The following is a 20,898-nucleotide window of genomic DNA, read 5'->3' as shown; positions in this document are numbered from 1 at the left end:
TTAAAAAGGACGTGCAAAAATACGGGTTTATTGATAATCACACAAAGAATTTATCGCTAAAAGAAGAATTTGTTAATAAATTTTAGAACGCTAGATGAAAGAGTTACAATATCTCAATCAATATTTTATAAAATACCGAGGTCGCCTTTTAGCAGGGCTTTTAATTACCATTATTGCCACTATTTTTACCATTGTTGTTCCAAAAAAAATCGGAGATTCCGTAGATGTAGTTCGTGCTTATATTAATGGTGATATTACAGACCTTGCTTATGTAAAGAGTGAACTACTGGAAAATATCTTATTGATTGTCGGCGCTACCCTACTTTCAGCTTTTTTCACGTTCCTCATGCGGCAAACCATTATAGTTGTGTCACGTCATGTTGAATTCGATCTTAAAAACAGAATATTTCAGCAGTATGAACGACTTTCATTAAGCTTTTACAAACAGAACCGTACTGGTGATTTAATGAATCGTATTAGTGAAGACGTATCTAAAGTGAGACTATATGTGGGACCAGCCGTGATGTATAGTACTAGGACGATAACACTCTTTGTGGTAGCTATAAGCTATATGTTTTACACGGCTCCCGTACTTACAGCTTATGCCGTGGCTCCATTGCCCATACTTTCAGTTCTTATTTATAAATTGAGTGTTGAAATAAACAAAAAAAGTACAGCCGTTCAACAATACCTATCAAAGCTCACCTCCTTTACACAAGAAAGTTTTAGTGGGGTGGCTGTAATTAAAGCCTACGGAATTGAACCACGCACCAATGAAAATTTCGCAGATTTAGCTGAAGGTAGCCGTGAAAAAAACATAGATCTGGCTAAAGTACAAGCACTTTTCTTCCCATTGATGATTTTATTAATTGGTGCCAGTAATATTTTGGTAATTTACATAGGAGGACAACGTTTTATAGATGGAAAAATTGAAGTAGGAACGATTGTGGAGTTCTTAATTTATGTAAACATGCTAACGTGGCCAGTAGCTGTAGTAGGCTTTGTAAGCTCGATGATACAACGTGCAGAAGCTTCACAGAAACGAATTAATGAATTTTTAAGTGAAGAACCAGAGATTACAAATCAAACTGCAAAAGAAACCCCTATTCGCGGAAAAATAGCGTTTGAAAATTTATCCTATACCTATCCCGACACCAATATCACGGCTTTAAAAGATGTTTCATTTACAGTTAAACCTGGAGAAACATTATCTATAATTGGCCATACAGGATCTGGTAAATCGACCATACTTGAGTTAATTGGTCGATTGTATGATGTACAAAAAGGATATCTAAAAATAGATGACACCCCTGTTAAACAATTAAACTTAGATAGTTTGCGAGGCAGCATTGGTTATGTACCCCAAGATGCATTTTTATTTAGCGACAGTATTAAAAACAACATTCGTTTTGGTAAAGAAGAAGCCGATGAAGCCGAAGTGATACAAGCTGCAAAACGGGCTGCAGTGCATAAAAACATTATCGGTTTTAGCAAGGGTTACGATACAGTTCTCGGGGAACGTGGTATTACACTAAGTGGTGGACAAAAACAACGGGTATCGATAGCTCGCGCTATTATTAAAGATCCACAAATTTTATTGTTTGATGATTGCCTCTCCGCAGTAGATACCGAAACCGAGGAGGAAATTTTAAATAATTTGCACGAAATTTCCCAAGATAAAACAACAATTATAGTAAGTCACCGGATTTCTTCAGCCAAGAATGCCGATAAAACTATTGTACTGGATGAGGGAAAAATAATCCAGCAAGGCACTCATAATCAACTTATAAAAGAAGAAGGGTACTATAAAGAATTGTATGCTAAGCAACTTTCAGAAAAAGAAATGTAATGAATACTTGTCATATATCTATTTTTTTTAGATTTTTGGAAAAACTTAACAAAACCTAAAACTAATGAGCGAGCAGCATACGATGGAGCAAGAAGAAATACAGTCTAAAGTGATGCGAGCGGGAAGACGCACGTATTTTTTTGATGTAAGAGCTACAAAAGCCGGAGATTATTACCTAACAATAACTGAAAGCAAGAAGTTTACAAATGACGATGGATCGTACCATTACAAGAAACATAAGATCTACTTGTATAAAGAAGATTTTCAGGATTTTAGAGATAACCTTGAAGAAATGACAGATTTTATCATTAATGAAAAAGGTGAAGAAGTAATTAGCGAACGTCACCAAAAAAACTATAAAAAAGACGAGCAAGAAGAAACCAATCAAGTGGATTCTGCAGCATCTGATTTTACTGATGTGAGTTTTGACGATATATAAACCAACTCAGGTTTAAAAAACATATTAAAACCGTCCCTACAACAGGGGCGGTTTTATTTTTTAAACTTAAATTTCACTATTTTGCAAACGTGAAAATAGCCATAGTCATACTCAACTGGAATGGAAAGCAGTTATTGGAAACCTTTTTGCCTTCGGTGCTGGCTTTTTCCAAAGAAGCAACAGTTTATGTAGCTGATAATGCCTCGACTGATGATTCTGTATCCTATCTTGCGGTAAACTTTCCCGAAGTTACCATTATACAAAACAAAATAAATGGCGGGTATGCCAAAGGTTATAATGAGGCACTTAAAAACTTACAGGAAGATATTTTTGTATTACTTAATAGTGACGTGGAAGTAACCCAAAACTGGCTCTCCCCCATTGTTGAAGCCTTTAAAACAACACCTAACCTTGTAGCCGCACAGCCTAAAATACTCGATTACAAAAACAAAGACTATTTTGAATATGCTGGTGCAGCCGGTGGATATATTGACAAACTAGGATATCCTTTTTGTAGGGGCCGTATTTTTAATACCATTGAAAAGGATACTGGTCAATATAATGACGAAAAAACAATTTTCTGGGCCAGTGGTGCCTGCTTATTTATAAAAAAAGATGCTTTTGAAAAAGTTAATGGTTTTGATGAAGATTTTTTTGCGCACCAAGAGGAAATCGATCTTTGTTGGAGATTGCAAAGTAATGGAGGAGTAATTAAATATGTAGGGGCTTCAAAAGTATATCACGTTGGTGGTGCAACATTAGCTACTGAGAATCCAAAAAAGACCTTTTATAATTTTAGAAATACCTTACTTATGTTACTTAAAAACATAAAAGGTCCAAAGGTTTTTTTTATACTCTTAATCAGGATGCTTTTAGACGGTTTAGCTGCAACCCAATTTTTAATACAAGGAAAATTTAAACACATTGGAGCAATATTTAAAGCACACATAAGTTTTTATACTCTTTTTTATACTTTTCTGAAAAAGAGAAAATTATATGCTTCAAATTTTGAATATTTCAACAAAAAAACTGTTGTTTGGTTATATTTTGCCCGAAACAAGCGACGTTTTAACGACCTCTGATAAATTTTACTTAAAGTATTGTTAATCGTTATCCAGCTACTCTTGCTTTTGATAATTTTGGGTAACAATTTAAACAAGATAATTATGAAAAAAATATTGATTCTGGCTGCTTGCTCTGGTCTTCTGTTTACTTCGTGTGTTTCGAAAAAGAAATATGCTGATTTACAGGACAAGCAAGAAAAAACACAAGATTTGTTGAACACAGCAACCGTTAAATTAAACGATTGCCTTTCCGAAAAATCAGGATTAGAAGCATCAAACAACTCTTTAAAAAGCCAAGTAGCTTCATTAAATGCTACTAACGGTGATTTAATTAAGCAAATTGGTGACTTTACAGACCTTACAAGAAAAGGTGCTTCAAACTTAGAAAAATCATTAGAAAGTTTAAAAGAGAAAGACCTTACCATACGTAAATTACAAGATGCAGTTACGCGTCGTGACTCTGTAAACCTTGCTTTAGTACAAAGTTTAAAAGGTGCCATTGGCAACTTAGATGATGAAGACATTGAAATAAGTGTCGAAAAAGGAGTTGTTTTCGTTAATATTTCGGACAAGTTATTATTCCGAAGTGGAAGTTACCAAATTACTAGTAAAGCCCGTCAGGTACTAGGAAAAGTAGCCACTGTTGTTAAGGCGAAACCAGATTTTGAATTTTTAGTTGAAGGTCACACAGATACTGATCCTATTAGTACAGGATGTATTCAAGATAACTGGGATTTAAGTGTACTTCGTGCTACAGCTGTAGTGAGAACACTTCAAGATGACTTTGGCGTTGCTCCAGCCCGTATGACAGCTGGTGGACGTAGTGAGTATGTTCCTTTAGCTGGTAATGATACATCTGATGGTAAATCTAAAAACCGTAGAACACGAATTGTAGTATTACCTAAAATCGATCAATTTTATAATATGATTGAAGATGGATTGAAAGACCCAAAAATAAACTAAGGTTACAAAATCTTAAAATAATTTAAAACCCGGCAAGTTGCCGGGTTTTTTTAGCTACATTAGTAATAACAATGAAACAGGAAGAAAATATCATTGAAAAATTTTATCAAGCTTTTGAGCATTTAGATGCCGAACGCATGGTAGAAACATATCACGACGATGTAACTTTTGAAGATCCCGCTTTCGGGATATTAAGGGGAGAAAAAGCAAAAAATATGTGGCGCATGTTGTGTAGTTCACAACAAGGAAAGGATTTTAAAATAAAAACTACGCATATAGAATACACTCCTGAAAAAGGAACAGCCCGTTGGGAAGCCTATTATACCTTCGGAAAAAAAGGTAGAAAAGTGCATAATGTTATCAATGCCAAATTTGAGTTTAAAGACGGGAAGATTATAAACCATCTAGATAGCTTTAATCTCTACAAATGGTCTAAACAATCTATGGGTGTCACTGGTTTTTTATTAGGCTGGACAGCTTTTTTTAAGAAGAAACTAAATAAACAAACCAACATACGACTCACCGATTTTGAAGAAAAAAATAATAAGAAATAAAACAATGGAATCAATAACAACCAATTGGACACGAGAAGAATTAAAAGCTTATATCTTATTATATTGTGCGCACGCAGATTTTATTGAAACCAAAGAAGAAGTAGACTATATAAAATCTAAAGTAAGCAATGTCGATTATAAAAAAATTCACAATGAATTTGAGAAAGACAGTGATTATGAAAGCATTCAAAAAATTGAATACACAATAGAAAAGTACAACTACACCAAAAAGGAAATAGACTCCCTATTTAAACGTATTAAAGAGCTTTTTTATATAGATGATGAATTCACTGCGGCCGAACAAAGCATTTTTATTGGCCTTAAACATTTATTAAGAGAAAATTAAATTTCCAAGCTTCCTTTTCCTTCCCGTATCAATACAGGTTCGTCACCTGTTAAATCAATAACGGTTGAAGGTACGTTGTCTCCATAACCACCATCAACTACTACGTCTACTAATTTCTCCCACTTTTCAAAAATAAGTTCAGGATCGGTTGTATACTCAATAACTTCATCTTCATCTTTTATGGATGTTGAAACAATCGGGTTCCCTAATTCTCTTACTATAGCACGAGTTATATTATTATTAGGCACCCGTATTCCCACTTCTTTTTTCTTTTTAAAAACAGTAGGTAAGTTATTATTACCAGGAAGTATAAAAGTGTAAGGTCCTGGCAATGCTCGTTTCAAAATTTTAAAAGTAGAGGTATTAATTTGCCTTACGTAGTCTGAGAGGTTACTCAAGTCTTCACAAACAAAAGAAAAATTGGCCTTTTCAAGCTTTACCCCTTTTAATTGAGCTACACGTTCTAAAGCCCTATTATCTGTAATATCACACCCTAATGCGTACACAGTATCACTAGGATAAATAACCAAACCTCCGTCCCTAATTATTTTTACAATTCTTTTTACATCTTTTGGGTTTGGATTCTCTTCGTATAGTTTTATAAATTCTGCCATAATAACCTTTTTGGGTATTTTAAAGATAGTTGTATTCTTTCGTATATTCAAAATCCCTTAAAAAAAAGTATTTAAAAATATTATATACAATCTCTCAATTAATAAAGCGTTCTAAGGAAATAAAGCTTAATATACTTTTTATGAAAAAAAGCTTCCTTACTATAATTGTTTTCACAATGAGCCTGCTTCTTGCTGCTTGTAGCGATGAAAGCAAACCTACTTTTGAGAATGAACAACCATTGGGTGAGGAAACCCAACTGAATGTTTCATACGGCGACAACCCAAAACAAAAGTACGATCTCTACCTACCAGAAGGACGTTCTTCTGAAAAAACAAAAATAATCATACTCATTCACGGTGGCGGTTGGGTAGACGGTGATAAGGAAGATATGAGTGAGTATATCCCTATTCTAAAAGAAAAACACCCTAACCATGCTATAGTAAATATAAACTATGTATTGGCAGCTCCACCTTCAACACCGGCGTTTCCCAATCAATTTTTAGACTTAGGCAAAGTAATTAATAAATTGACACAAGAAAGTGAAGAACTAGAACTGCTCCCCGAATTTGGCTTAATTGGCGCAAGTGCTGGAGCACATATTGCTTTACAGTACGATTACGTTTATGATACAGACGATAAGGTAAAAATGATTTGTGATATTGTGGGTCCTACAGATTTTACGGATCCTTTTTATACCGAAAATCCAAATTTTCAAGTATTGCTTAATGCTTTGGTAGATGAATCTGCTTACCCTGAAAATAGCAATATTGCCGAACTTATAAGTCCCGCGTTACAAACAACCGAAAATAGCAGTCCTACCATACTTTTCTATGGAGACGAAGATCCATTGGTGCCGCTCAATAACGGAGAAACCTTGCAAACTAAGTTGTCTAACGATATGGTTTCTAATAGTTTTACTGTTTATGAAGGCGGACACGGTAATTGGAGTCAAGCTTCAAATACAGACTTACAGCTACAGTTAAGTTCATTTATAAACGAACACCTTCCTATTCTCGAGTAAAAGAGTATCACTAAAAGTAAAACCATTTATAAACAAACTGTTACGAAAGCCAAAATAGTCTTTTGAAAATTTTTTGTTAACATTATTTCGTTTAAATTTGCATTTAAACCTAATTTTTATGTATTTCATCCGATTTATCCCCGTCTTATTATCGTTTTTACTTGTCATCACTTCGTGTACATCAGATGAAATTGGAACCGAAATTTCCCAAGAATCCAATTATACTATAGCTATTAAAGAAGCTGTATCGGAACATTCAGTTATAAGCAAATTTCGTACTTCCAAAGCCATTTTTGAAAATTTACCCTACGGAGAGCATCCGCAACAAGTTTATGACATATACCTTCCTGAAGGTCATTCGTCTAATAAAACAAAAGTTATCATTTTGTTGCACGGAGGTGGTTGGATAAATGGCGATAAGGTAGGAATGGAAAAATATATATCCGATATTCAAGAACGAAACCCGGATCACGCCATTGTTAATATGAATTATGTATTAGCAAACCGGCAAACTCCAGCATTTCCCAATCAATTTAACGATCTCCACACCTTAATTAAAGTACTATATAATAATCACGAAGAATTACAGATCTTGCCAGAGTTCGGCCTTGTAGGAGCCAGTGCTGGAGCACACATTGCGATGATGTATGACTACACATATGACAAAGGTGACTTAGTAAAGTTTGTTTGCAGTATGGTAGGCCCTACAGATTTTACAGATCCTTTTTATCAAAATAGACCAGATTTTGAACAATTAATGGATATGCTAATAGATGAAAATGAATATCCTAATATTTCAGAAAACCTAGAAATACTAAGCCCTGCACATCAAATTGATCAAAAAACGAGTCCTACCATTATGTTTTATGGTCTTAATGACCCTATTGTGCCTATTAACAATGCCTATGTTTTAAAAGAAGAGTTGAATAATAATAATATTGATAAAAGCTTTCACACATACAATGGCGGCCATAATAATTGGACAGAAGCTAATTATGAAAACCTTCATAATGAATTAGCATTATTCATCGATGAATATTTAGAGATACAATAAATAAGTTTCTATAATTTAAGAGAGCACTTCCAGTTTGGCAAAGCGGAGCAACAATTTTTTTAGTCCTCCATTCTCAAACTGGATTTCTGCTTTTGTATCGGCTCCTTTTCCTTCTATAGAAAGTATTTTCCCTTTTCCAAAACGGACATGTTCTACCATGGTTCCTATATCAAGGTTAGCTGCTTTAGGATCAAAATTTTTGTTGGTATCACTAGAGACGGGCTTTAACCTTCTCAGTTTTCGTAACTGAGCTTCAGATGGACCTTTTGAAGGTGGTGTTCCAGCTTTTGGTTTATTAAGTCTTAATTTACTTTTGTCCACCTCATCAAAAATATCAGCATCAATAAGAGTTTTAAAACGATTTTCAGTTTTTGGAGTAAGGTATTCTAAAAAACTCTCATCAATTTCTTCGATAAATCGGCTAGGTTCAGCATCGATTAACTTTCCCCATCGATATCTAGATTGTGTATAGGTTAAAAAAGCTTGTTTCTCTGCCCGTGTTAAAGCTACATAAAACAGTCGGCGTTCCTCTTCCAGTTCGGCACGACTATTCATATTCATCCCACTAGGAAATAAGTCTTCTTCCATCCCAACAATATAAACATATGGAAACTCAAGACCTTTTGCTAAATGCACGGTCATAAGCGCTACTTTGTCATCATCACCTTTCTCATTATCTAAATCGGTCGCTAAGGCTACATCTTCAAGAAATTCAGCTAAAGACCCTGTAGTATCTGCTAACTCTTTTTGTTCTTCCACAAAATCGCGCATTCCGTTTAATAGCTCTTCAATATTTTCAATACGTGCTATACCTTCAGGAGTTCCATCTTTTTTCAATTCTTGAAGCAAACCTGTTTTTTTGGCTACGTGCTCTGCAACCTGAAAAGCATCTTGATTTTTATTAAATATCTGAAAGCTTTGGATCATCGTCACAAAATCTTCGAGCTTACCTTGTGTGCCTTTATTAATTTTTAAATTAATCTTATCCAAATTCTGCATTACTTCAAAAATAGAGCGATTGTAATGATTAGCCGCAACAGTGATTCGTTCCATTGTAGTTTGCCCTATCCCTCTTGCAGGATAATTAATAACACGTTTTAAAGCTTCCTCATCTTTCGGGTTTAGAATAAGGCGTAAATAAGCTATTACATCTTTAATCTCTTTCCTTTGGTAAAAACTCAATCCACCGTAAATTCGATATGGAATGTCTCGTTTTCGCAACGCATCTTCAATGGCTCGCGATTGTGCATTGGTACGGTATAAAACAGCAAAATTATTATGGTTTAATTGATTGTTCATCGCCGTTTCGAAAATAGAACTGGCTACAAAGCGACCTTCATCTCCATCGGTCATCGTGCGATTTACCTTTATTTTATTTCCTTCATCATTGGCAGTCCACACTATTTTTTCAAGTCGGGTTTTGTTTTTTTCAATAATGCTGTTGGCTGCATTTACAATGTTTTTGGTAGAACGGTAGTTTTGCTCTAGCCTATACATTTTAACATCGTCATAATCTTTCTGAAAGTTTAAAATATTATTGATGTTTGCTCCTCTAAAGGCGTAAATACTTTGCGCATCGTCGCCTACCACACAAATATTTTGAAACCGGTCACTCAATGCTTTTACTATTAAATACTGGCTGTGGTTGGTATCTTGGTACTCATCTACTAAAATGTATCGAAACCGGTTTTGGTAATGCATCAACACCTCTGGAAAACGAGTAAGCAGTTCGTTTGTTTTAAGCAAAAGATCATCAAAATCCATCGCTCCTGCTTTAAAGCAACGCTCCACATAATTATTATAAATATCTCCTAAACGCGGCATTTTAGCCATGGCATCGGCCTCCATCAGTTCAGCATTATTAAAATATGCTTTAACCGTTATTAAGCTGTTTTTATAGGAAGAAATACGGGAATAAACCTGCTTGTATTTATACACATCTTTATCCAGTTGCATTTCCTTGATTACAGCCCGAATAACACTATGAGAATCTTGTGTATCATAAATTGTAAAGTTTGAAGGGTACCCTAATCGATGTCCCTCAAACCGAAGGATTTTTGCAAAAACACTGTGAAACGTTCCCATCCACAAGTTTTTAGCTTCACTACTTCCAACAATTTGAGAAATTCGCCCTTTCATTTCTCGTGCTGCTTTATTAGTAAAAGTCAACGATAAAATATTAAAAGGATCAACACCTTGCGACATAAGATAGGCAATTCGATATGTCAATACACGGGTTTTCCCAGAACCGGCACCGGCTATTACAATCATGGCACCATCTTTTTGTAATACTGGCGCACGCTGTGCTTCATTTAACTGTTGAAGGTATTCTTGCAAATCTATTTGTTTTTCTGAAATTTTCCGAAGCTGAAAAATACTTAAAATCAATTAAAACCATACGCGCTTTCCCTATAATTTATAAACAAAACGGTCTCTTGTCTTTTCTGCAAAAACAAGTATCTTTAATTTTTAAAAGCATTATAAAATTAGTTGCTTTTATATAACTTCATAAATTATTTTATTAATGGATTCCTTTTTAGAATTTATCAAATCAATTCCTTGGTGGGGTTGGGTTCTTATCGTATTAGTGTTAATTGCCATTAAAGATATTTTTTTTAGTAAAACGCACACGATTTTACACAACTTCCCTATCGTTGGGCATATTAGGTATATGCTAGAAAGCATTGGTCCTGAACTTAGGCAATATATCGTAGCTAATAACCGGGAAGAACTTCCCTTTAACCGCATTGAACGGGGTTGGATTTATGCTTCGGCAAAAAATGAAAACAATTATGAAGGTTTTGGTACCGATAGGGATATTTATGAGCCTAATTACATTTTTGTTAACAATGCAATGCTACCCTATAAATTAAAAAAAGGACATCCTAATGTAAATGACCCCTACTTTTTACCGTGTGCTAAGGTAATGGGTGAAGGCAGAAGGCAAAAACCCTACAGACCGGCATCGGTAATTAATGTTTCGGCCATGAGTTTTGGTTCGCTTTCAGCTAGAGCAGTTGAATCATTAAACCGTGGGTGTGGTTTTGCAAGTGCCTACCACAATACAGGTGAAGGTGGTTTGTCTCCTTATCATAAAACAGGAAGCGATGTTATTTTTCACTTTGGCACTGGTTATTTTGGAGTTAGGGACGGAAAAGGAGGTTTTTCTATGGAAAAAATGATCCAGCTCGTTAATGATAATCCACAAGTGCGTGCTATCGAAGTAAAGCTATCACAAGGGGCAAAACCTGGTAAGGGCGGTGTTTTACCTGGATCAAAAATAACTGCTGAAATTGCTGAAATTCGTCACGTACCCATGGGGAAAGATGTAATCTCACCACCATCACATACTGCTTTTGAGGGCATTGAAGGGTTAATTGATTTTGTTGAAGATATTGCAGAAGCTACCGGATTACCCGTAGGGATTAAATCGGCAGTGGGAAAACTGGAAGACTGGAAAAAGCTTGCTGAAATAATGGAAGAAACTGGTAAAGGTCCAGACTTTATAACAGTCGATGGCGGTGAAGGTGGCACAGGTGCAGCCCCACCTAGTTTTGCAGACCACGTAGCACTTCCCTGGATTTTTGGCTTCGCTGAAGTATATCAAATTTTTAAAAAACATAGCCTATGTGATCGCATTGTTTTTATTGGCAGTGGTAAGTTAGGCTTTCCTGCTCGAGCAGTAATGGCATTTTCAATGGGTGTAGATTGTATTAATGTTGCACGTGAAGCCATGCTATCTATTGGCTGCATTCAAGCACAACAATGTCACAACAATACGTGCCCAAGTGGAGTGGCTACACAAAATAAATGGTTGCAACGAGGTATCAATATTGATGATAAATCTGTTAGAACACATTTCTATTTTAAAAATTTTAGAAAAGAGTTTCTTGAAATGACACACGCTTGTGGTTATGAACACCCTTGTCAACTTACTATGGATGATGTAGAAATTACCCTAGGTGATCGAAATTTAATGAAAAATCTTGCACAAACCTTTACCTATGTAAAAACATCTGTTCCTTTTGAAAGTATGCAAAGCTTACAAGATAGCCCATATCTAGGTGGTAATTACCATAGAAAAGAAGAAAAGAAGCATGTAAAAGATATGAAAAAGAAAAACAAGGTTCGGTATTAATTTTTATTTTTATCATCAAAACACCCATCAATGGAAATAGAACAGCTTATAAGTTATGTGGCCTTTTTACTACCTGCTATTGTAGTTGGTATTGTTGCCTATTATTTTTTTAAAGGGCATACAGCCAACGAAGAAGGCCGACGCAGATATTTAATACAAAAAGAAGCCCAAAACAAATTACTACCCACACGATTGCAGGCCTACGAACGGTTAACACTTTTATTGGAACGGATTGACCCAAACAAACTGCTAGTAAGGGTAAAACCTTATTCAGAAAGTGTGGAAGATTATGAAAGATTATTAATAAAAAATATTGAACAAGAGTTTGAACATAATATCACTCAACAAATTTATGTTTCTCTGGAGTGTTGGAATTTAATACAAGCTGCAAAAAACGCTACTATTCATGTTATACGACAAGGAGCCATGCATGAAAACGGAAATACAGCAAACACCATGCAAGAATGGGTGTTACGCCATTTTATGGAAGAAGTAACCCCTTCACAAAAAGCACTTACATACGTTAAAAAGGAAGTTGGGGAGTTACTTTAACTACTTAAGGTTCAAATAATCCATTCCTAATCGCATAAAGCACTAAGCCAATTCTGTTTTTTAGATTGAGTTTTTCATAAATGGAGTCACGGTACCCTTCAATGGTTTTGGGACTCAAAAACATTTTTCCGGCTATTTCTTTGTAAGTCATTTCGGTACAGGCGTGTTTTATAAACTCTACTTCCCGTTCTTTTAATTGTACCGCTGTTTCATCTTTAGTTAGCGAACCTATTAATAACTTTGAAATAGTATTGGTATGGTAATAACCTTTCTCGATAACTTGGTTAAGGGCTTCTTCCAAAATTTCTTTTTTGGTATCTTTCATTAAATACCCTTTTGCTCCAGCTCGTAACATTTTTAAAATGGTCTTTTCATTCTCTTCAACCGATAATGCTAATACTTTTACTTGAGGGAATTTATCATTTAAAACCTTCGTGGTTTCAATACCATTCAACAACGGCATATTGATATCCATTAATACCACATCTGGAATATTACTAGGTATTTTAAGCTTATCTATAAATTCTTGTCCGTTTTTGCATAAGTACAATACCTCAAAGTTTTCAAATTCGCGTACCAAACCACCTATCGCCTCGAGCAATAAAGTGTGATCATCTACTACTACAACTTTGTTTTTCATACATCTAAGTTACATAAATATCTACTATTGAGTGTGTTAAAAAACATCAAGTTCATTGGAATCATATTTATAGTTCAGTTTTAAAGCAGTTCCTTTGTTTTTTTCTGAAGTAATCTTAAAATCTGCCCCAATAACTTTTGCTCTATTTTTCATGTTTTTCATGCCAATCCCAGAAAAATCACCATCACTAGTAAACCCTACTCCATTATCAATAGCTGAAATTACAAGTTGATCTGGTCTATAATCTACCTCTACATTTAGATGTGAAGCTTTAGAATGTTTTATGGTATTTGAGAAAAACTCCTGCAAAATTCTGAAAATAATAATTTCTTTTTCATTATCAATTTCATACTCTTTACCTGTAACCAAAATATTAGATTTAATAAACTCCAACCGGTTAAAGCGTTCTATTTCCAAATTAAGAGCTTCAACCAAATTAAGGCTTTTTAAGGCTTCTGGGTTTATTAATTTTGATAGGGTGCGCAGTTCGTGAATACCTTTCCCAATTGTATCTGCTACTTCTTCTAAGGTTTCTGGCCGGTTTTTGGCCAATTGCACCTGTATTTTGGCGAGTGTCATTAATTGTCCTATGTTATCGTGCAGTTCCCAGCTAATATTACGTAGGGTTTCTTCGCGAATTTCAATCTGGGTTTCTGAAAGTTCTTTTTCAAAAGCTTTTTTGGTTCGTTCCTGTTCTTCTAGTAATTTATTTTTCCGACGAACAAAGACAGTGAATAGCGTAATTATAACCACTACTAAAACAAGTAGGATTAAAACCGAAACTAAACCAGCTATTTCTTTTTGGTCCATAGAAAACCTATTATAAAGCAACTGTTCATAATGACTATTAGAGTTCGCTGAACATTGAATAAGGTTAGAAAAACATCCATATTAGTGGCAAAGAAAGTTCTCGATATTTTTATAGGAATATATCCTACATAAAACAGCAACAACCCGATACTAATCCAAAAAAGGAGATCTTCTTTTATGTGCAGTACTCTAGAATCTGAAAGTATTTCAATATAATACAAAATTATACAAAATATAATCAAGCAGGAACCAGTAATATAACTGTACATTAAAGTCTCTTCAAGAATATCAATTATAAATACATTGATTAGTGTAACAATTGAAAATAAAATTACACTATAAACAATCCAATTTTTATAGGTTTTACTCCTGATAAAATTCCAGAATACGTAAAAAAAATAGAGAAAATAAATGGTATTAAATACATTGTACATTATTGCATTTTTATCCACCCAATAATATACATACTTTGCTGAAACCTCATTTATGAAAGTATAAATCAATATCCAAACAAAGTACTTTAAAACAGTATGCTTGTAGTTGCTGTAAAAAAGGATTGCCGTTAATGCGGCAATCCCATAAAATGCAAATACTATATACTGAAAAGTACTATTAAGAATTTCGTCCACTTACCTTTAATCTTTAATTAATTATTACCAAAATCATCTTTTCCAGTAGATGGTGGAGGTATTAACGAGGCGTCATTCAAAACCAAGCTTATATCTTCAACACCTCCTCCTTGAAACACGGGATTAAGTAATAACATTTTACTACCGAAGCCTGGATTTCCTTGCTGTTCTGTACCATTGCCTTTTTTACGTAATTTGCTGTTAGACCTTTTTACAACATCTTGAACTGGTACGGCTGTACGATCACCATTGTCATCTACTCGAATAAAGAAACCAAGTTCTTTCCCGTTAAAATCGGTAGTTGGCAGCAAAAAGAACGAATTATGCCGTGCATATTTTGCGCTCCCCACGCTCCCATCTGCCGGATAATTTGAAAAATAGAACCGTAGCCCCTTAATTTCTACTTTTGCCAGTTTGGCTTCATCTTCTATAAAGTCCATATAATGTTTCATGGTTTCATATGTGTATTGACCATAGCGAGTTGGATGAAATTCCTGAGTACTATCTTCCGCTTCTTCAAAATCTTTAATGATAGAAACGCGTCGCTTTGTATAACTATCGTACATGGTTTTAGCTTGTTGTACAGTAATAATTTGTTTTGGTGGCCCATCGTAATCGGTAACGTCATCGTCTGTTTTATCCGGGATTCCTTCACAAGCCATTAAACTGCTGGCCAATAAAGAAAGAAAAAGAATTCTTCTAAGGTTTTTTTGTTGTGTTTTCATAGTTTGGTTGTTATTGGTTAATATAAAATTAAGTTGAATTTACTAAAATTGAAAGGCCGTGGTAAACCCTTGAAAAGTAAAGTTACCATAAAAACCTATTTATCAACAATATATAATTATCCAAATTAAAAAAAAGGGGTAAAATCCCCTATGAGCATGGGTTAAAACCTCTTTTTATAAATGGCTATTCGGTATCCTTGATTTCGTTAAGCTCCTTATTTTTCATTTGGGCATATTTAACACCACTTTCCCACCATTGGGTCATTTTTTCCTTATTGAAGATCAAGGAGTTTGTAGTTAACACCGTTGGTGTGTAATATAGGTTAATTATCGCATCATGGTTTCCTGCGACAAATTTACCAATACGGATGTTCTGTTTTTCCACTCTGTCCAACATAAAAGAATGCATGTTTGTCAATAATGAAAAGGGGTTTCTTGAAGGTAACCGATTGTAGTACGTGACTTCGGTTTCTAGAATAATAACATCTACTGTTGTTGCCCCACGATTTATGGCTTCTTCAATAGGCACCATACTACCAAAACCGCCATCAGCATATTCGCAGCCATCTTTTTGCACCAAACTCATAAAAGGTACATAATTGCAAGAAATCCAAATCCAGTCACAAAAATCGTTGTAGTTGAAATCATTGATAGATTTATATTCCACTTGATTTAAAGAAAGGTTAGAAACTGTAACTACCACTTCTTTTCTAGATTCTTTAAGCTGATTAAATTCAACTTCAGTAAAGGTTTTTTTAATGAGTTTTCTCAAATTTTGACTTTCCCCAAAGGTTTTACTCCCACGAAGTAAATTAAGTAAGACACTAAAGTGGTCAATGCCAATTTCCATACTCCCAAACTTTCCTTTTTTAACGCGAAAAGGACGATTGCTGAATATATTATTTTGGTTTACCGAAGTATACACCTCTTTAATCTTTTCAATTTTGGAAAGCGCTAAATGTGAAATAAGTAAACTTCCGGTAGAGGTGCCCACAAAAATATCATATTTATGATGCTGTTCTTCCATCAAGTATTGAGCAACACCACCGGCAAATGCCCCTTTACTCCCTCCTCCTGAAATTACTAATGCGCGCATAAATTTGATTTACATAAAAGTAACAATTGCTTTCTATTCTGAAAGTTTCCCTCTTAAAAATTCTCGTTCTTTTTTTGAAAGAACCGGCAGCAACTTTTTTGCCTGTTCTTTATACTCTGAATTTTGCAGAATAGTATCCAACATTGTTCTAGCAAGTTTTTTAAACCTCCAATTAGGGTGTACTGAAGCGTTTACAAGGTTTTTAAACACTTCTTCTGTATAAATCTGAAGCTCGCTACAATACTCCAATGCTTTTTGCCTAACTTCAAAACTATACTCGTTTGACGTATAATTAATTAATTCTGAAGCAAATTGTTGCTTATTTTCGATTTCATAGCCTTCCGTAACCATGGCCAAAACCAACCATAACTGACGTATATTTTTATTCTGAAACCCTTCAACCCCTTTCATTTCATTGAGATACTCTCCTTTTTTCTTCGGAAAGTTGATCCAAAGATTATACAAAGCGGCTTCTTGCGTGACGTACGATTTATCATTTAATAATGATTCATAGTCTGTTTGCAATTCCTTCGGAATGGTGGCCAACGTATTCGCCACGGCTTGTCTAACATATAAATTATCGCTTGTAAGCGCTTTTCTATATAAAGGCAGCGTTTGTGCTATGGGCTCTCCTGAAAGTTGGTAAACAGCCTCCTGACCAATAAAATCGTTTGGCGCCGTCAATGCAAAAGATAAGTCGTTTTTCTTTTCACTGAATGGAGTATTTCGCAATGCTGAAATTTCAAAATATGATTTCATAAAACTCGATTGCGATAAATAACCCAGTGCTTGTTCTGCTTTAAAAGCACTTTGTTGCAACCAATCTGCTTCCCATTCTGAAATATCACCATCGGTGACTTTTTTTACTTCCGCTAAAAAATCATCCGTCGTAACATTGTTGAACTGATACGTTTCTAAATAATTTTTTATAGCAGTTTTAAAAGCCTCATCCCCTATTTTCTGTCTTAAAAGCGTCAACGCCCACGCCCCTTTTTCGTAAAAGGTCAACGAACTTGCCTTCGGATTTAACAACATTTCTCCTTTCCCTGAATCACTCATCTCTTTCAATTGCTCGGCAGAATTATACAGTTTCCAGTAGTAATAATCATCGTCAAACACTTCCCGTTCTGCCAATTGCGCAAAATACGTAGCAAACCCTTCTTGTAACCAATGATGCGTTCCGCTAGCTTCAGTAACTAAATCGCCAAACCATTGATGTGCCAACTCGTGTGCATTCACATTTACATAATTTCGATCTGCAAATCCAATGGAATCTACTACAAAAGCTTCCGAAAAAATAGTCGCTGTGGTATTTTCCATCCCAGCATACAGAAAATCCCGAACGGGAACTTGCTTGTAATTTTGCCACGGATACGGCACGCCAATTTCAGACTCTAAAAAATCGAAAATCTGTTTCGTGTAACGATAGGTAGGCTCTACTTTATTGGCGTCTTCCGGTTTATAATACAATTCAATAGGAATACCGGATTGTGACGTAATTTCTTTTTTATCAAAATCACCAATGGCAAAAGCTACCAAATAACTCGCCATAGGATGTTGCATATCAAATTGCCAATACTGTAAACTGTCTTTTTGCTTTTTTTCTACAAGTTTGCCGTTTGCCAGTACTGTTTTATTGTTTGACGCCGCAATCGTTAGATCAAATTCCAACTTATCGTTCATATCATCTATGCTGGGCAACCAATGTGACGTGTATTTACCTTGCCCTTGCGTCCAAATTTGGTTACCAGGAAAATACAGCGTTTGCTTTGGGGTTGCCGTGTATGAGAATGTAACCTCGTAATTTTTATCTTTTCTGAAATTTCCAATGAGCCATATCTTTTTTTCTTCGGAAGAAATTGAAACTCGATTTGATTTTGATTCCTCTACCTGCATATTAATCGCATCTAAATACACCGAATCTGTTTTCTGAAGTATTTTAAACTGATATGAAACCGTTCCTTTTACGCTTTCTTCAGAAGCATTTGGAATAATTTCAGCAGTAACCGATAAAAAATCAACTAGTTCTGTTTGTTGCGCATTTCCGAAAAAACTAAGTAAGACCAGTAAACAAGTACAAAATTTATTCATAAGTAACATTTCAATAGGCTCACAAATTAACCAAATAACTTTAAAAAATCTGTCTGTAATTCCGCTCTTAACAGGAATATTGTATTTTCGTGATATGAACGGCGGCTTTCTACAAACTCCAATCAATTATTTAAAAGGCGTAGGACCTAACCGAGCCGATTTGCTCAAAAAAGAATTGGGTATTCACACCTTTCAAGATCTCTTAAACCTCTTTCCCAATCGCTATTTGGACCGCACCAAATATTATAAAATCACCGAATTGCAACGCAATAGTGCTGAAGTGCAAATTGTAGGGAAAGTAATTCATTTAAAAACCGTTGAACAAAAGCGAGGAAAACGATTAGTAGCAACCTTTACTGATGGTACTTCAAAAATGGAATTGGTTTGGTTTCGGGGACATAAGTGGATTCGGGAAAATGTAAAAATCAATGTGCCGTATGTAGTTTTCGGAAAAACGAATTGGTATAACGGTACGTTCTCCATGCCGCATCCAGAAATGGAATTAGTTTCAAAACATAAAGAAGGTGTTCGCTCTGCTATGCAACCCATTTATCCTTCCACCGAAAAACTTTCAAAAAGCGGAATTACCAATAAAGTGATCATCGGATTGTTGCAACAATTATTCACAGAACTAAAAGGAAATTTTTCTGAAACGCTTTCAAAAACCATTCTCGATTCGTTAAAATTAGTCTCAAAAAGTACTGCACTTTTAAACATACATTTTCCACAAAGTCCAGAGCTTTTAGCACGGTCTCAATACCGATTAAAATTTGAAGAATTATTTTATATTCAACTTCAATTACTTCGGAAAAATCTACAACATAAAAGCAAAATTAAAGGCTATCCTTTTGAAGAAATAGGGGAGAATTTTAACACCTTTTACAACCACCATTTACCCTTCGAATTAACGAATGCACAGAAGCGAGTTATCAAAGAAATTAGGAACGATTTGGGCAGCAATGCACAAATGAATCGACTTTTACAGGGAGATGTGGGAAGTGGGAAGACCATTGTAGCGCTCATGTCAATGTTAATAGCCATTGATAACGGTTTTCAAGCGTGCTTAATGGCCCCTACTGAAATTTTGTCAGTCCAGCACTACAACGGTTTATTAGAATTATGTAACAAACTGAACACCAGTATAGAAATACTTACAGGTTCAACTAAAACTTCAAAAAGAAGAGAAATCCATAAAAAACTCGAAAATGGCGAAATAAACATCCTAATTGGCACCCATGCGCTACTGGAAGACAAGGTTAAATTTCAGAATTTAGGGCTTGCCATAATAGACGAACAACACCGTTTTGGAGTAGCGCAGCGAAGCAAATTATGGCACAAAAATGAGTACCCGCCACACGTACTTGTTATGACCGCCACCCCTATTCCACGCACCCTCGCCATGAGCGTTTATGGCGACCTCGATATTAGCGTAATTGATGAACTTCCACCGGGTAGAAAAGGCATCAAAACCGTCCATCGTTTTGACTCGAATAGACTGAAGGTTTTTCGGTTTTTAAAAGATGAAATTTCAAAAGGCAGACAGGTCTATATTGTCTATCCATTAATTCAAGAAAGTGAAGCCTTAGACTATAAAGATTTGATGGATGGGTATGAAAGTATCGTTCGAGAATTTCCGCAACCCAACTATCAAATTTCTATTGTCCATGGACAAATGAAACCCGCCGATAAAGATTTTGAAATGAACCGGTTTGTTCGTGGCGAAACTCAAATAATGGTTGCCACAACCGTAATTGAAGTTGGCGTAAATGTTCCAAATGCTTCGGTTATGGTTATTGAAAGTGCCGAGCGGTTCGGGTTATCTCAATTACACCAATTAAGAGGTCGTGTAGGTCGTGGCGCTGAACAAAGTTACTGTATTTTAATGACGAGCCATAAATTGAGCAGTGATGCTAAAACTCGCTTGCAGACAATGACTCAAACAAATGATGGCTTTGAAATTAGCGAGGTGGATTTAAAACTACGCGGTCCGGGTGATATTATGGGCACCCAACAAAGTGGCGTGCTCAACCTTCGCATTGCTGATATTGTGAAAGATTCGGCTATTTTAAAAATAGCAAGAAGTTATGCTATGCAAACTCTCAAAACTGACCCTGCTTTAGCTTCCGAAGAAAACAAACCTATTAAACACACCTATTCGCAATTGGTAAAGTTTAAAAATATCTGGAATTACATCTCTTAAAATTAATTTTTATCTTTTCGTTTAAGTAAAATTTTATAACTTATTAAAATTGAAGTATCTTTTTTACTTTCTAACTCTCGAATAATCGTGTATCTTTGCCGACTTTTTAAGC

General features: G+C 35.2%; 18 protein-coding genes. 11 read left to right on the top strand and 7 right to left on the bottom strand.

Annotated features, from left to right (window positions below; translation table 11 throughout):
* Nucleotides 1–94: 94 nt before the first annotated feature.
* The 6 genes from DZ858_RS09105 to DZ858_RS09080 all read left to right on the top strand — a co-directional run bounded on the left by DZ858_RS09105 (nucleotide 95) and on the right by DZ858_RS09080 (nucleotide 5,215).
* Nucleotides 95–1,849 carry an ABC transporter ATP-binding protein gene (locus DZ858_RS09105; RefSeq protein WP_117159240.1) on the top strand — a complete coding sequence of 585 codons (1,755 nt, stop codon included), beginning with the start codon at nucleotides 95–97 and terminating at the stop codon, nucleotides 1,847–1,849.
* 64 nt (nucleotides 1,850–1,913) lie between these two features.
* Nucleotides 1,914–2,288, top strand: coding sequence for a PUR family DNA/RNA-binding protein (locus DZ858_RS09100; protein ID WP_117159239.1), 375 nt, complete (start codon nucleotides 1,914–1,916; stop codon nucleotides 2,286–2,288).
* 89 nt (nucleotides 2,289–2,377) lie between these two features.
* Nucleotides 2,378–3,370, top strand: a complete 993-nt coding sequence (locus DZ858_RS09095) for a glycosyltransferase family 2 protein (protein WP_117159238.1) — start codon at nucleotides 2,378–2,380, stop codon at nucleotides 3,368–3,370.
* A gap of 84 nt (nucleotides 3,371–3,454) precedes the next feature.
* Nucleotides 3,455–4,315, top strand: a complete 861-nt coding sequence (locus DZ858_RS09090) for an OmpA/MotB family protein (RefSeq protein ID WP_117159237.1) — start codon at nucleotides 3,455–3,457, stop codon at nucleotides 4,313–4,315.
* Between the two features lie 71 nt (nucleotides 4,316–4,386).
* Nucleotides 4,387–4,869, top strand: coding sequence for a nuclear transport factor 2 family protein (locus tag DZ858_RS09085; RefSeq protein WP_117159236.1), 483 nt, complete (start codon nucleotides 4,387–4,389; stop codon nucleotides 4,867–4,869).
* A gap of 4 nt (nucleotides 4,870–4,873) precedes the next feature.
* Nucleotides 4,874–5,215, top strand: a complete 342-nt coding sequence (locus DZ858_RS09080) for a hypothetical protein (RefSeq protein ID WP_117159235.1) — start codon at nucleotides 4,874–4,876, stop codon at nucleotides 5,213–5,215.
* Here DZ858_RS09080 and DZ858_RS09075 read toward each other — a convergent pair.
* Complete coding sequence (locus DZ858_RS09075) at nucleotides 5,212–5,829, bottom strand: L-threonylcarbamoyladenylate synthase (RefSeq protein ID WP_117159234.1); 618 nt, start codon at nucleotides 5,827–5,829, stop codon at nucleotides 5,212–5,214. The genes DZ858_RS09080 and DZ858_RS09075 overlap by 4 nt on opposite strands.
* Nucleotides 5,830–5,969: 140 nt before the next feature.
* Between DZ858_RS09075 and DZ858_RS09070 the strand changes: the two genes are divergently transcribed.
* Both DZ858_RS09070 and DZ858_RS09065 read left to right on the top strand, forming a co-directional pair.
* Nucleotides 5,970–6,851, top strand: a complete 882-nt coding sequence (locus tag DZ858_RS09070; RefSeq protein ID WP_117159233.1) for an alpha/beta hydrolase — start codon at nucleotides 5,970–5,972, stop codon at nucleotides 6,849–6,851.
* A 118-nt stretch (nucleotides 6,852–6,969) separates the two neighbouring features.
* A complete protein-coding gene (locus tag DZ858_RS09065; RefSeq protein ID WP_117159232.1) occupies nucleotides 6,970–7,905 on the top strand; it encodes an alpha/beta hydrolase in 936 nt (311 codons plus the stop codon).
* 15 nt (nucleotides 7,906–7,920) lie between these two features.
* On the opposite strand, the gene DZ858_RS09060 is transcribed toward DZ858_RS09065, so the two are convergent.
* Entirely contained in the window at nucleotides 7,921–10,242 is a 2,322-nt protein-coding gene (locus tag DZ858_RS09060) for an ATP-dependent helicase (RefSeq protein ID WP_117159575.1), read from the bottom strand.
* Between the two features lie 187 nt (nucleotides 10,243–10,429).
* On the opposite strand from DZ858_RS09060, the gene DZ858_RS09055 reads away from it, so the two are divergent.
* Together DZ858_RS09055 and DZ858_RS09050 are read left to right on the top strand one after the other, a co-directional pair.
* Nucleotides 10,430–12,043 carry an FMN-binding glutamate synthase family protein gene (locus tag DZ858_RS09055; protein WP_117159231.1) on the top strand — a complete coding sequence of 538 codons (1,614 nt, stop codon included), beginning with the start codon at nucleotides 10,430–10,432 and terminating at the stop codon, nucleotides 12,041–12,043.
* A 30-nt stretch (nucleotides 12,044–12,073) separates the two neighbouring features.
* Nucleotides 12,074–12,595 (top strand): DUF7935 family protein, encoded by a 522-nt coding sequence (locus DZ858_RS09050; RefSeq protein ID WP_117159230.1) that lies wholly within the window; start codon nucleotides 12,074–12,076, stop codon nucleotides 12,593–12,595.
* 4 nt (nucleotides 12,596–12,599) lie between these two features.
* Here DZ858_RS09050 and DZ858_RS09045 read toward each other — a convergent pair whose 3' ends face one another.
* The 5 genes from DZ858_RS09045 to DZ858_RS09020 form a co-directional block, all read right to left on the bottom strand.
* Nucleotides 12,600–13,235 (bottom strand): response regulator transcription factor, encoded by a 636-nt coding sequence (locus DZ858_RS09045; RefSeq protein WP_117159229.1) that lies wholly within the window; start codon nucleotides 13,233–13,235, stop codon nucleotides 12,600–12,602.
* A gap of 36 nt (nucleotides 13,236–13,271) precedes the next feature.
* Nucleotides 13,272–14,045: a sensor histidine kinase gene (locus DZ858_RS09040; RefSeq protein ID WP_117159228.1), complete on the bottom strand. Its 774-nt coding sequence runs from the start codon at nucleotides 14,043–14,045 to the stop codon at nucleotides 13,272–13,274.
* 646 nt (nucleotides 14,046–14,691) lie between these two features.
* Entirely contained in the window at nucleotides 14,692–15,399 is a 708-nt protein-coding gene (locus DZ858_RS09030; RefSeq protein ID WP_117159226.1) for a hypothetical protein, read from the bottom strand.
* A gap of 184 nt (nucleotides 15,400–15,583) precedes the next feature.
* Nucleotides 15,584–16,495 (bottom strand): patatin-like phospholipase family protein, encoded by a 912-nt coding sequence (locus DZ858_RS09025; protein WP_117159225.1) that lies wholly within the window; start codon nucleotides 16,493–16,495, stop codon nucleotides 15,584–15,586.
* Between the two features lie 33 nt (nucleotides 16,496–16,528).
* Nucleotides 16,529–18,586, bottom strand: coding sequence for a M1 family metallopeptidase (locus DZ858_RS09020; protein WP_117159224.1), 2,058 nt, complete (start codon nucleotides 18,584–18,586; stop codon nucleotides 16,529–16,531).
* A gap of 94 nt (nucleotides 18,587–18,680) precedes the next feature.
* Here DZ858_RS09020 and recG point away from each other — a divergent pair, with 94 nt between their 5' ends.
* Entirely contained in the window at nucleotides 18,681–20,786 is a 2,106-nt protein-coding gene (gene recG / locus DZ858_RS09015) for an ATP-dependent DNA helicase RecG (protein WP_117159223.1), read from the top strand.
* The last annotated feature ends 112 nt before the right edge of the window (nucleotides 20,787–20,898 follow it).

It is taken from the genome of Marixanthomonas ophiurae (assembly GCF_003413745.1).
In the GTDB taxonomy this organism is placed as follows: Bacteria; Bacteroidota; Bacteroidia; order Flavobacteriales; family Flavobacteriaceae; genus Marixanthomonas; species Marixanthomonas ophiurae.
The sequence above is the reverse complement of the archived record's forward strand: the minus strand, read 5'-3'. Positions and strand labels throughout refer to the sequence as shown.

Coding starts and splice junctions, on each gene's coding strand:
- DZ858_RS09105 (WP_117159240.1), top strand. CDS start 95: ATGAAAGAGTTACAATATCTCAATCAATATTTTATAAAATACCGAGGT.
- DZ858_RS09100 (WP_117159239.1), top strand. CDS start 1,914: ATGAGCGAGCAGCATACGATGGAGCAAGAAGAAATACAGTCTAAAGTG.
- DZ858_RS09090 (WP_117159237.1), top strand. CDS start 3,455: ATGAAAAAAATATTGATTCTGGCTGCTTGCTCTGGTCTTCTGTTTACT.
- DZ858_RS09085 (WP_117159236.1), top strand. CDS start 4,387: ATGAAACAGGAAGAAAATATCATTGAAAAATTTTATCAAGCTTTTGAG.
- DZ858_RS09080 (WP_117159235.1), top strand. CDS start 4,874: ATGGAATCAATAACAACCAATTGGACACGAGAAGAATTAAAAGCTTAT.
- DZ858_RS09075 (WP_117159234.1), bottom strand. CDS start 5,829: ATGGCAGAATTTATAAAACTATACGAAGAGAATCCAAACCCAAAAGAT.
- DZ858_RS09070 (WP_117159233.1), top strand. CDS start 5,970: ATGAAAAAAAGCTTCCTTACTATAATTGTTTTCACAATGAGCCTGCTT.
- DZ858_RS09065 (WP_117159232.1), top strand. CDS start 6,970: ATGTATTTCATCCGATTTATCCCCGTCTTATTATCGTTTTTACTTGTC.
- DZ858_RS09055 (WP_117159231.1), top strand. CDS start 10,430: ATGGATTCCTTTTTAGAATTTATCAAATCAATTCCTTGGTGGGGTTGG.
- DZ858_RS09050 (WP_117159230.1), top strand. CDS start 12,074: ATGGAAATAGAACAGCTTATAAGTTATGTGGCCTTTTTACTACCTGCT.
- DZ858_RS09045 (WP_117159229.1), bottom strand. CDS start 13,235: ATGAAAAACAAAGTTGTAGTAGTAGATGATCACACTTTATTGCTCGAG.
- DZ858_RS09040 (WP_117159228.1), bottom strand. CDS start 14,045: ATGGACCAAAAAGAAATAGCTGGTTTAGTTTCGGTTTTAATCCTACTT.
- DZ858_RS09030 (WP_117159226.1), bottom strand. CDS start 15,399: ATGAAAACACAACAAAAAAACCTTAGAAGAATTCTTTTTCTTTCTTTA.
- DZ858_RS09025 (WP_117159225.1), bottom strand. CDS start 16,495: ATGCGCGCATTAGTAATTTCAGGAGGAGGGAGTAAAGGGGCATTTGCC.
- DZ858_RS09020 (WP_117159224.1), bottom strand. CDS start 18,586: ATGAATAAATTTTGTACTTGTTTACTGGTCTTACTTAGTTTTTTCGGA.
- recG (WP_117159223.1), top strand. CDS start 18,681: ATGAACGGCGGCTTTCTACAAACTCCAATCAATTATTTAAAAGGCGTA.